This is a genomic window from Streptomyces lacrimifluminis (assembly GCF_014646095.1).
In the GTDB taxonomy this organism is placed as follows: Bacteria; Actinomycetota; Actinomycetes; order Streptomycetales; family Streptomycetaceae; genus Streptomyces; species Streptomyces lacrimifluminis.
The window spans coordinates 55,026-66,301 of the sequence record NZ_BMMU01000031.1 but is presented as its reverse complement, the minus strand read 5'-3'; the positions used below and the strand labels follow the sequence as shown (position 1 = coordinate 66,301).

General features: G+C 70.1%; 9 protein-coding genes. 5 read left to right on the top strand and 4 right to left on the bottom strand.

The window, feature by feature from the left end; genetic code table 11:
• Positions 1 to 50: 50 nt before the first annotated feature.
• The 5 genes from IEY89_RS33045 (at position 51) to ccsB (ending at position 5,843) form a co-directional block, all read left to right on the top strand.
• Complete coding sequence (locus tag IEY89_RS33045; protein ID WP_189151207.1) at positions 51 to 1,373, top strand: polysaccharide deacetylase family protein; 1,323 nt, start codon at positions 51 to 53, stop codon at positions 1,371 to 1,373.
• Between the two features lie 158 nt (positions 1,374 to 1,531).
• Positions 1,532 to 2,170, top strand: coding sequence for a TlpA family protein disulfide reductase (locus IEY89_RS33040; protein ID WP_189151206.1), 639 nt, complete (start codon positions 1,532 to 1,534; stop codon positions 2,168 to 2,170).
• 22 nt (positions 2,171 to 2,192) lie between these two features.
• Positions 2,193 to 2,969 carry a cytochrome c biogenesis CcdA family protein gene (locus tag IEY89_RS33035; RefSeq protein WP_189151229.1) on the top strand — a complete coding sequence of 259 codons (777 nt, stop codon included), beginning with the start codon at positions 2,193 to 2,195 and terminating at the stop codon, positions 2,967 to 2,969.
• A gap of 3 nt (positions 2,970 to 2,972) precedes the next feature.
• On the top strand, positions 2,973 to 4,715 hold the full coding sequence (resB, locus tag IEY89_RS33030; protein ID WP_189151205.1) for a cytochrome c biogenesis protein ResB: 1,743 nt from the start codon (positions 2,973 to 2,975) through the stop codon (positions 4,713 to 4,715).
• Entirely contained in the window at positions 4,716 to 5,843 is a 1,128-nt protein-coding gene (gene ccsB, locus IEY89_RS33025) for a c-type cytochrome biogenesis protein CcsB (RefSeq protein WP_189151204.1), read from the top strand.
• 18 nt (positions 5,844 to 5,861) lie between these two features.
• Here the strand turns inward: ccsB and IEY89_RS33020 are convergent, their stop codons facing one another.
• The 4 genes from IEY89_RS33020 to IEY89_RS33005 form a co-directional block, all read right to left on the bottom strand.
• Positions 5,862 to 7,448, bottom strand: coding sequence for an ABC transporter substrate-binding protein (locus IEY89_RS33020; RefSeq protein ID WP_189151203.1), 1,587 nt, complete (start codon positions 7,446 to 7,448; stop codon positions 5,862 to 5,864).
• Complete coding sequence (locus tag IEY89_RS33015; protein ID WP_189151202.1) at positions 7,448 to 9,577, bottom strand: hypothetical protein; 2,130 nt, start codon at positions 9,575 to 9,577, stop codon at positions 7,448 to 7,450. The genes IEY89_RS33020 and IEY89_RS33015 overlap by 1 nt, the downstream gene beginning before the upstream one ends.
• 134 nt (positions 9,578 to 9,711) lie before the next feature.
• Entirely contained in the window at positions 9,712 to 10,752 is a 1,041-nt protein-coding gene (locus IEY89_RS33010; RefSeq protein ID WP_189151201.1) for an isopenicillin N synthase family dioxygenase, read from the bottom strand.
• Entirely contained in the window at positions 10,733 to 11,248 is a 516-nt protein-coding gene (locus IEY89_RS33005; protein ID WP_229695537.1) for a nucleoside deaminase, read from the bottom strand. The genes IEY89_RS33010 and IEY89_RS33005 overlap by 20 nt, the downstream gene beginning before the upstream one ends.
• Between the last annotated feature and the right edge of the window lie 28 nt (positions 11,249 to 11,276).

The following is an 11,276-nucleotide window of genomic DNA, read 5'->3' as shown; positions in this document are numbered from 1 at the left end:
GTGCCCTCTGACTGGGTGAACCAGCAGTGAGTACGACGAATGGGGATCCCATGCACGGCAAGAACGGTGACGGCGTCGGCGGCTTCAGCCGGCGGGGTGCGCTCGGCCTCGGCCTCGGTGCCGCCGCCGCTCTCGGTACGGCCGGCTGCGGAACCGTCCTGCAAGAGGGGCCGGGCGGTACCGGAGGTTCCACCGGGGACCGGCCTTCCGGCAAGCCGTCGTCCACCGTCCCCGCCGCGCGGCCCATCGGTGACGGCTCGACCTCGTTCACCGGCAGGCAGCCCCACCAGCCCGGCAGGCCCGTGCCACTGGAGGCCGGGCAGACCCCGCCGCAGTTCGTGATCTTCTCCTGGGACGGCGCGGGGGAGGTGGGCAACGGGCTCTTCCCGCGCTTCCTTGACCTCGCGAAGACCCACGGCGCCCACATGACCTTCTTCCTCTCCGGGCTCTACCTCCTCCCCGAGTCGCAGAAGCGCAGGTACCTCCCGCCGAACAACGCCCCCGGCGCCTCCGACATCGGCTACCTCACCGACGACCACGTCAAGGCGACCCTCACCAACGTCCGCCGGGCCTGGCTCGACGGGCACGAGATAGGCACCCACTTCAACGGCCACTTCTGCTCCGGCCGGGGCACGGTCGCCAACTGGACGCCCCAGCAGTGGCGCAGCGAGATCCAGCAGGCCAAGGGGTTCGTGAAGGAGTGGCGGACCAACACCGGGTGGACCGACCTGCCCGCGCTTCCCTTCGACTACGACAAGGAGCTCATCGGCGGCCGTACGCCCTGTCTCCTCGGCCAGGACAACCTGCTGCCCACCGCCCGCGCCCTCGGCTGGCGGTACGACGCCTCCTCGCCCGGCGGCCGGCAGGTGTGGCCCACGAAGAACGGGGGCGTCTGGGACCTTCCCCTCCAGGCGATACCTTTCCCCGGCCGCCAGTTCGAGGTCCTGTCGATGGACTACAACATCCTGGCCAACCAGTCGATCAACTCGACCAAGGCCCCCGCCCACAACTACCCCGCCTGGCGCGAGCAGGCGACCGGCTCCTACATCGCCGGTTTCCGGCGGGCGTACGAGACCAACCGCGCTCCCTTCTTCATAGGCAACCACTTCGAACACTGGAACGGCGGCATCTACATGGACGCCGTCGAGGCCGCCCTCAAGCACATCGCGCGCGAGAAGGAGAAGGGCGAGGACGTCCGGCTCGTCTCCTTCCGGCAGTTCGTCGACTGGCTGGACGTACAGAAGCCCGAGGTGCTGGAGAAGCTGCGGACCCTCGATGTCGGGCAGCAGCCGGTGGGCGGCTGGAAGGGGTTCCTGGCCGACCCGCAGAAGACCGCCACCGGGGGCGCGGCGGGGGCCGGAAACGCCGCCTGAAATGCGGGTTTGCCCAGATTCGCCGTTCGGTGCGCGCCCCGGTCACACCAACCGGCCGGCTTGTCTGCCGGGGGTCCGGGGGTCGTCCCCCGGGATGGCGCAGTGGCCCGCAAGGGGGGTGCGCAAGATCCCCGGAACGGACATGCGAAACTTTTCACATGAGTGCCGCCAGCCGCGCCCCCCTGCGCTCGAACCGTCCCCGAGGCCATGCCCGTAGCCGTCGAACCATGCTGTTCACCGCCACGGTCGCCGCCTCCGCGCTCGCTCTGACCGCCTGCGGCTCGGGCGGTACGTCCGGGGGTTCGGGCGACACCAACTTCATCACCGGGACCGACGGCATCGCCACCGTCGCCCAGGGCGAGCGGGATGCCGCCCCCGACCTCTCCGGGCCGACCATCGACGGCAAGCAGCTCGACGTCGCCGACTACAAGGGCGAGATCGTCGTCATCAACGTGTGGGGTTCGTGGTGCGGGCCCTGCCGGCTGGAGGCGAAGAACTTCGTCGCGGTCTCCGCCGACCTCAAGGACCAGGGCGTCCAGTTCGTCGGTATCAACACCCGCGACACCAGCACCGGTCCGGCGGTCGCCTTCGAGAAGCAGTACGGCGTCACGTACCCGAGCCTGTACGACCCCACGGGCAAGCTGATGCTCCGCTTCAAGAAGGGCACGCTCAACCCGCAGGCGATCCCCTCCACCCTGGTCCTCGACCGGCAGGGCAAGATCGCCGCCCGCACTCTCCAGGCGCTCAGCGAGGACAATCTCCGCAAGATGCTCAAGCCCGTCCTCGCGGAGAAGTGACGTGAGCGGCGCGATCACGGACGTGACCGGCGTGCTCACGCTCGCCGCCTCCGTCCCCGAGGCCAACAAGACCGTGCTGACCGGTGCCCTGATACTGGCCCTCCCCATCGCCCTGCTCGGCGGCCTCGTCTCCTTCTTCTCGCCGTGCGTGCTGCCCCTCGTACCCGGCTATCTGTCGTACGTCACCGGCGTCACCGGCACCGACCTCGGCGAGGCCCGCCGCGGGCGGATGGTCGCCGGGGCCTCGCTCTTCGTGCTCGGGTTCACCGCCGTGTTCGTCTCCACGGGGGCCCTGTTCGGATACTTCGGGCAGACGCTGCAGGAGCACCAGGGCATCCTGTCCAAGGTGCTCGGCGTCCTCATGATCCTCATGGGCGTCTTCTACATGGGCATGATGCCCTGGCTCACCCAGCGCGAGTTCCGCTTCCACAGGAAGCCCGCCGCCGGACTGGTCGGCGCCCCCCTGCTCGGCGCGCTGTTCGGCATCGGCTGGACGCCCTGCATCGGCCCGACCCTCGCCTCCGTCAACACCCTCGCCATCGAGCAGGCCAGCGCGGGGCGCGGGGCCGTACTGACCGTCGCCTACTGCATCGGCCTCGGGGTGCCGTTCGTGCTCGCCGCGGTCGCCTTCCGCAAGGCGCTCGGTGCGTTCGGCTGGGTCAAGCGCCACTATGTGTGGGTCATGCGCATCGGCGGCACGATGATGATCCTTACCGGTGTGCTGCTCCTTACCGGCGCGTGGGACCGTCTGGTGCAGGAGATGCAGACCTGGTCCAACGGCTTCACTGTGGGGATCTGATCGATGAGCAACACCACCGCCCCTGCTCCCGGTTCCTCCGGGAGCAGCGACGACCAGGGACTCGGTGCCGCCGCCTCCCAGCTGTCCACCGCCCCCCAGGAGGACGCGCCGGGCCCGCCCTCCATGGGTGTCATCGGCTGGGCCCGCTGGTTCTGGCGGCAGCTCACCTCGATGCGGGTCGCGCTGCTGCTGCTGTTCCTGCTGTCGCTCGGGGCGATCCCCGGCTCGCTGATCCCGCAGTCCGGGACGGACGACACCAAGGTCGCCGACTTCATGCGGCGGCACGACTTCCTGGGGCCGCTCTACGAGAAGCTCGGCCTGTTCCACGTCTACAGCTCGGTGTGGTTCTCGGCGATCTACATCCTGCTCTTCGTCTCCCTCATCGGCTGCATCGTGCCCCGCACCTGGCAGTTCGTGGGCCAGCTGCGCAGCCGCCCGCCGGGCGCGCCCCGCCGTCTGACCCGGCTGCCCGCCTACACGACCTGGCGTACGGAGGCCGAGCCCGAGCAGGTCCGCGAGGCAGCCCTCGTCCTGCTGAGGAAGCGCCGCTTCCGCGCCCTCCCCCACAGTCCTAAGGACGCGGGAGGTATCCCCATCGCCGGGGACTCGGTCGCCGCCGAGAAGGGCTATCTGCGCGAGGTCGGCAACCTCGCCTTCCACATCGCGCTGATCGTGATGCTGACCGCCTTCGCCTGGGGCCAGCTGTACAAGTCCGAGGGCAACAAGCTGATCCTCGAAGGCGACGGTTTCTCCAACACGCTCACGCAGTACGACGACTTCAAGTCCGGCACCCTCTTCGACACCGACGACCTCGACCCCTTCAGCTTCAACTTGAAGGACTTCAAGGGCACGTACGAGGAGTCGGGACCCAACCGCGGCACCCCGCGCACCTACGAGGCCGACGTCGACTACAGAGTGGGCGCTTACGGCAAGGCCCAGAAGCGCACCGTCAAGGTCAACGAGCCGCTGGTGATCGGCGACTCGAAGGTCTACCTCACCGCCCACGGCTACGCGCCCGTCATCACCGTCCGCGACGGCAAGGGCGACATCGTCTTCGACCAGCCCGTGGCTCTCCTCCCTCTCGACTCCAACGTCACCTCCTCCGGTGCGATCAAGGTCATGGACGGCTACCGCAACGCCAAGGGCGTCCAGGAACAGCTCGGCATCCAGGCCTTCTTCCTGCCCACCTACGTGCCGGGCAACGAGATCGCCTCGCAGTTCCCCGCACTGGAGAACCCGGTGCTGAACCTGGCGCCCTACCACGGCGACCTCGGGGTCAACGCGGGTCTCCCGCAGAGCGTGTACCAGCTCGACAAGACCCACATGAAGGCGTTCAAGGACGCCAAGGGCCAGCAGGTGCGCGAGAACCTGAAGCCCGGCGAGACCATGCAGCTCCCGAACGGCGCCGGCTCGATCACCTACAAGGGCACCCAGGAGTGGGCCAACTTCCAGATCACCCGGCAGCCCGCCGCCGGCTGGGCGCTCGGCGGCGCGATCGTCGCCATCGTCGGCCTCGCCGGCTCCCTGTTCATCCAGCGCCGACGGGTGTGGGTGCGGGCGGTCAAGGGCCCCGACGGGGTCACCGTCGTCGAGATGGGCGGCCTCGGCCGCAGTGAGTCCGCGAAGGTGCCCGAGGAACTCGGCGAGATCGCCGGAACCCTGTACGACCAGGCGCCCGGCGCGCCCGATGCCGACTCCGAAACCCCCGACCCCACTGTGGTACCTGCCGAAGGGGCTGAGAAGTAAATGTCCGCTCTCGCCACCGCGACCGACCTCGTCCACACGACGACTCTGGCCGCCGCGACCAACGAGAACCTCGCGAACATCAGCAACACGCTGATCTACTCCGCGATGGCCGTCTACACCCTGGCCTTCTTCACCTACATCGCCGAGTGGATCTTCGGCAGCCGCAGCAAGGTCAGCCGGACGGCCGCCGCGCTCACCGCGAAGCCGGCCGGGGCGGCCGGGGCGAAGGCGCCGGAGGTGACCGTCAAGAACGCCGGCGGGACCGCCGTACTGGAGCGGCCCAAGGTCGTCGTGCGGGCCGCGGCGGGGGCCCGGGACGTGCCGGACGGGCCCGGTGCCCATGGCGGGGACGTGCAGGGCGACCTGTACGGGCGTATCGCCGTGTCCCTCACCGTGGTCGCGTTCCTCGTGGAGTTCGCCGGGGTGCTCGCCCGCGCGCTGTCCGTGCAGCGGGCGCCGTGGGGCAACATGTACGAGTTCAACCTCACCTTCTCCACCACCGCCGTGGGTGTGTACCTCGTCTTCCTCGCGCTGAAGAAGGACATCCGCTGGCTCGGCCTCCCCCTGGTCACGACCGTCCTCCTCGACCTCGGTCTCGCCGTCACCGTGCTGTACACGGCCAGCGACCAGCTGGTGCCCGCGCTGCACTCGTACTGGCTGTACATCCACGTCTCCACGGCGATCCTCTGCGGCGCGGTCTTCTACGTGGGCGCGGTCGCCACGATCCTGTACCTCTTCAAGGACTCGTACGAGAACAAGCTCGCGTCCGGCGGCGAGCCCGGCAGCTTCGCGACCTCCGTCATGGAGCGGCTGCCCGCGTCGGCGTCCCTCGACAAGTTCTCGTACCGCGTCAACGCCGCCGTCTTCCCGCTTTGGACGTTCACGATCATCGCGGGCGCGATCTGGGCGGGCGACGCATGGGGCCGCTACTGGGGCTGGGACCCCAAGGAGACCTGGGCGTTCATCACCTGGGTCGCCTACGCCACCTACCTGCACGCCCGCGCCACGGCAGGCTGGAAGGGCCGCAGGGCCGCGTACATCGCCCTGATCGCCTTCGCGTGCTTCCTCTTCAACTACTACGGCGTCAACATCTTCGTCAGCGGCAAGCACTCGTACGCGGGCGTGTGACTCCCTTGGTCCGGTTGGCTACGACGGCGGCAGGCAGTCCCTCTCCGGGGGCTTTCCGGTCGGCCAGGCGATCTCCACGAAGCGGGCGTGCCGGTCGGGGGTCAGTTCCACGATCGGCACCGCCTTGTCGTACGGGTTGCCGTAGTTGTCCAGGCAGATCCAGCCGCTCGCGCCGTTCACCCGCCCCGACGAGCCCTTGATGAGCGTCCACTCGTCGCCCACGTCCGCGAGTGTCGGCGCGCTCCGACCGCGGGGCGTGGCCTCGCGGATGCCCTCGACGGTGAGCCGCATCGCGTCGTACGCGATGATCAGCTGGCCGTCCTCCAGGTCGATGGGGCCGATCGGTGAGGGCCTGTCGCTCCTGGCGGTCCTGTTGGCCTGGGCGGCGCTCAGCAGTTCGTTCAGATCCTGGGCGTCCGCCGCCGAACCCCCGGTCTTCGGGGGGTTCTCGATCCAGGCGTCCGGGTGGGCGAGGGCGCTGTAGCGCACCGAGACGCCGTGCTTGAGGGCTTCGGGGTCGAGCTTCCTGTCGCCGGTGAGGTACGAGGCGTCGTCCCCGGTCAGGATGGTGAACTTCCGTTGCTGGCAGCCTCGTTCGCCGAGCGCGTTGATGAACTGGCGCAGCTGGGTGTGGCGTCCGGCGAACAGGACTGTGTCCACGCCGGGCGCGGTGTCGCACAGCAGCTCCCTGATCTGCCGGAAGTCGTTGGCGGTGGTCCCCTCCTTGCTGCGGTCGGTGAGCGGGGTGAAGGGCCACGGCTGATAGCGCGAGCCCGTCAGCAGCTTCTCGAACGACGCCTGGAGCGTGAGCGTGTACGGGTCGCCCGGATCGTCGTACACCAGCACCGCCTTGTCGGCCGCCACGTCGGCGAAGGAGGCGAGTGCGCGGGCCTCGTCGGTGTTGGTGGGGGAGGTGCGGGCCAGCCCCGGGAAGGGCTTCAGGCCCTCCGGGTTGCCCTGCTGGCCGTTGGCGAGGCTGTCGGCCGTGATGGACGTGCCGACGACGGGGATGCCGCGCCTCGTCAGCTCCTTCACGGCCCGGGTGTTCTCTTCGGTGCTCAGCCCTATCCCGGTGACCGCGCGCAGCCGGTCCGAGGTCTTCGTCATCCGCTCCAGCTGGTCGACCGTGTGCTCCCAATGGGCGCCCGTACGGCCCGGGTTGGCGAGCACGAGCCGGATCGGCGGACCCTCACCGTTCGCGTCGTGGTTCACCTTCCACTGGGCGAGATACGCGCCCTGGAGCTCATGCAGCACATCCCCGAGGTTGTCCGCGTCGGTCGCGGTGAAGGGCTCGAACAGGGCGACGGTGACGTAACCCTTCCTGAGGGAGTCGTTCTCGCGGTCGATCGCCCTGATCGTGTCGGCGAGTTGCTTCCGGCCGAAGGCGTAGTCGGTCGTCGACACGCCCACGCACTCGTCGCTGCCCGCCGGCCGGACGACCCCCGGCGCGCAGGACCGGTCGTCCTGCGTGAGCGACCTGACCGCGAAGCCGATCCCGGCCACCAGCGCCGCCGTGACCAGCAGGGCCAGATAGCGGCGCAGCGGGATCGCCCACACCCCCTCGCGCAGCCACACCCCGACACCCCTCAAACCGCTGCGAGCCATCACGTGCCTCCGTCGTTGCGGTTCCGGTTCTGGTCGTCGGAGGCGGCGTCCTCGTCGTCACCCGGGGTGCGCGGCGGACGGCCGGCCAGCGCCGCCTCGGGCCACTCCTGCGAGGCCTGCCACAGCAGTGCGTTGCTCGCGCGCGGGTCGTTGGACAGCTGCTCCAGCTCGTAGCGCAGCCGGTCGCACAGCTTCCGGTCGGGCAGCACCAGCGGATCGGTCAACTGCCAGACGGCGTGCAGGAGTCGGCGTACCCGCAGATGCAGTACGGCGTCCACGTCGTTGGGCGGCCGTTGCTCGGCGTCGGTGTGGCCGAAGGCGATCCGGGCGCGCTGGTGGTCGCCGCCGACGAAGTCGTGGCCCTCGGCGTCGTGGGCGTGGAAGTAGGGCGCGGACGCGATGAACAGGAGGCTGTCGAGCCAGATGCGGGTGTCGAGGGTGTGGAAGGTGTCACGCAGATACGCGACCGCCGGTCCGGTGTCGCCGAGGGCGAGTTCGTGGTGGAGGCGGTAGCGGGCCTTCGACGGCTCGGGTCCCTCGTAGTGCTGGATGAGGGTCTCGTGGACGTCCCGCCACTTGCCGTGGTCGGCGTGCCGGTGGTGCAGCCGCAGCAGGAGCAGGGTGCGGACGAAGGCGTCGCCGACGAACTGGCCGGGAACGGCGGGCAGTCCCTCCGTCACGAGCCGGGTCTCCAGCGCGCGGACGCTCGACGGGCCGAAGTCGTCCGGGAGCCCGGCGGCGGCGAGCACGCAGGCCGAGTCGTGGTCGTGGGCTGCGGCCAGCACGGTCAGCTCGTCGAGCCGGTCGGCGGGGACGAGCCGGTCGAGGAGTTCGCGGTAGGCGGGGTGACCCTCGCGGTCCTCGTGCAGGGCGAGTTCGGCGGTCAGCAGGGCGCCGAAGGGTGCGGTGGGCGGCAGTCGGCTCAGGTTCTGCCGCGCCGATTCGGCGACCAGCGCGATGCCCAGCGGGTTCCCGCACGTCAACCGGTGCGTGGCGGGCGGGAGTTCGGCGGGCACGGATACCGCCGTACAGACCGCGTCGACGATGTGCAGCGTGTCGTCGGAGGACAGTGGCGGCAGCGACACCAGCAGGGCTCGGGAGGAGACCGTGTCGCCCGGTGTCCAGCGGGTGCGCTGGGCGGTCTCGCGCAGGTCCCGGCGTACCGCGTTGCGCAGCGAGGACTGGCCGCCGCTGCCGCGCACGGCGGTGATGAACGCGACCTGGTCGGCGATGCCCTCGGCGCGGTCGCGCAGCACCTGCTCGATCAGTTCGCGCCCCGGAGATCCCTGCGCGTTGTCGACCAGGACGAGCGGGCGGCCCAGACGCTGCAGCTGCGCCCGCATCCCGGCGTACGCGTCGGTGAGGTCGGCGAGCAGGGCGCGTACGAGATAGCGCTCGGCGTGCTCGCGGGAGGTGCCGCCGGCCCTGAAGTGGTCGGAGAGCAGGCGGAGTCCGAGTTCGGCGCGGTCACCGGCGTTCGGGTACGTCCGGTACCAGGTGGACGCCCTGCGCTGCCGTGCGCCCGCGGAACGTTCCGTCATCGCCTCCAGCGTCGCCTCGATGACCGCCGCCACCAGCGGGTCGTCGCTGATCGCCGCCGCGACCGCCTTCGCGGCGACCCGGCCCGCCCAGCGCGCGGCGAAGCCGTTGAACCACGAGCCGCTCTCGCCCAGCAGCAGCATCCGCTGGACCTCCCACCGGATGCGCTCGGTGTCGGCGTTGCCCCAGCCGCCGGCGGCCACCGCGATCAGGCCCGACATCAGCCGCGGGAAGGCGATCCGGCGGGCGCCGGTGACCGGTTCGGCTAGCTGCTCGGCGATCACCAGGAGCGCCTGTGCGAGCGGTGACCAGGCCTGCGCCGGGTGCCGCTCGGGCGACAGGGTGAACTGCGGGTCCTCGCAGTCGATCAGGGCGACCGGGGTGTGCCGCTGGTAGGCGGCGCGCAGTTCACCGAGGACCGCGCTCTTGCCGAGCCCGCGCCCCGCGGTGAGCACCACGAACGGCAGCTCCCGCGGATGCTCCAGGGGAGCGGCGATGTGGTGGTGCGGTCGCAGTCCGACGAGCCGGGGCGCGAGCCCCGGCGGTTCGGTGTCGAAGAGCGCCCCGCGTCCGTGCAGCCGTCTGAGCACCGCATCCCTCCCCCTGGCGCGGTCCAAAGTGCTGTTCAGTGTGGTGTGCAGTGTGGTGTGCAGTACAGCAACACCAGTGTAAGAAGAGGGAGTTGGATCGGACCAGAGCGCCGGATGTCCGTTGTGTTACGAAATTATCGATCCGGCGCTGACCTTTGCGTGGAGCCCTCCTTGACCGTGATCGAGTCCAGCTGGCCCCGCAGGTAGACGTGCGAGTCGAAGGCCTTGTAGGTGACCCGGCCCACCGGCGCGGGTACCGACTCGACGATCGTGCCCGGGGTGCACTCGCCGAAGTAGACGAGGGACATCAGCTCCTCGGTGGGGGAGTCGGCCGGCGGCGGCAGCACCCGGTGCCGGCCCGAGCGCCACCGGTCGCCGGTCCAACGGGCCATCAGGTCACCGATGTTGATGGTAAACGCCGCGGGGTCGAAGGGCGCGTCCTCCCAGCCGCCCTCGTCCGTGTAGACCTGTAGGCCGCCCTTCCCGGCCTGCCGGTCGAGGATGGTGACGGTCCCGAAGTCGGTGTGCGGCCCGATCCTGAACTGCCCGGGCTCCGGCTCGCCGACGACCTCGACCCCCGGATACCAGTTGATGTTGAAGCCGTACGTCGGATGGTCCATGTGCCGCGAGAAGAAGTCGGGTTCGAGCCCGAGAGCGGACCCGAGAAGAGTCAGCAGCTCCTTCTCCAGCGCACCCATCCGGTCGAGGTACTCCGCGCACAGCCTCCGCAGCTCGGGCGCCTCGGCGGGCCACACGTTGGGCGCGTACCACTCGGCGTTGACGGCCGGGTCGTCGAAGGGCTCGTGCGTGGCGAAGGTCAGCGACTCCTTGAGGTCCGGCGGAGTCTCGGTCCCCTCCGAGTACCCGTTGGCCTCGGCCCCCGGCCCCAGCCACCCCCTCCCGCCGACCTTCGCCGCGTACCGCTCCTTCACCTCGGCGGGCAGCGCGAAGAAGGCACGGGCCGCCTCCCGGATACCGGCCCGCAGGGCGGGGTCGACGCCGTGCCCGGTGATCAGCAGGAAACCGGCGGTCTGCAGGGCCTCGTCGACGGTACGGGCGATGGCGGCACGGGCCTCGGGGTCACCGGAGAGCCAGGGGCGCAGGTCGACGGTGGGGATACGGGGGGCGGTGGCGGGGGGCTGCGCCGACGTGGGATCACTCACCGATGTCCTCATTCCACAGTGCGGGATTGGTCGTGATGAAGTCACGCATCATGTCGACGCACTCGGGGTCGTCGAGGAGCACGATCCCGACGCCGTGCTCGGCGAGCCAGTCGTGGCCGCCGTGAAAGGTGACGGCCTCGCCCACGACCACCCGCGAGATACCGAACTGCCGGACCAGACCGGAGCAGTACCAGCACGGCGAGAGCGTGGTGACCATGGTCGTCCCACGGTACGAACGCTGTCGTCCCGCGTTCCGGAACGCCGCCGTCTCCGCGTGCATGGAGGGGTCGCCGTCCTGAACCCGCCGGTTGTGCCCACGCCCGAGCAGCGTGCCGTCGGCCCCGTAGAGCGCGGCGCCGATCGGAATCCCGCCCTCGGCGAGCCCGGCGCGGGCCTCGGCAACGGCGACGGAGAGCCATGAACGCGCCTGTGCCTGTACCTGTGCCTGTAGCGGCACCGGTGCCTGTGCCTCTGCCTGCGCGGGATCCGCGTCATCCACCTGACCCATGGGTCCACTCTGCCCCAGCTCGGTGCGT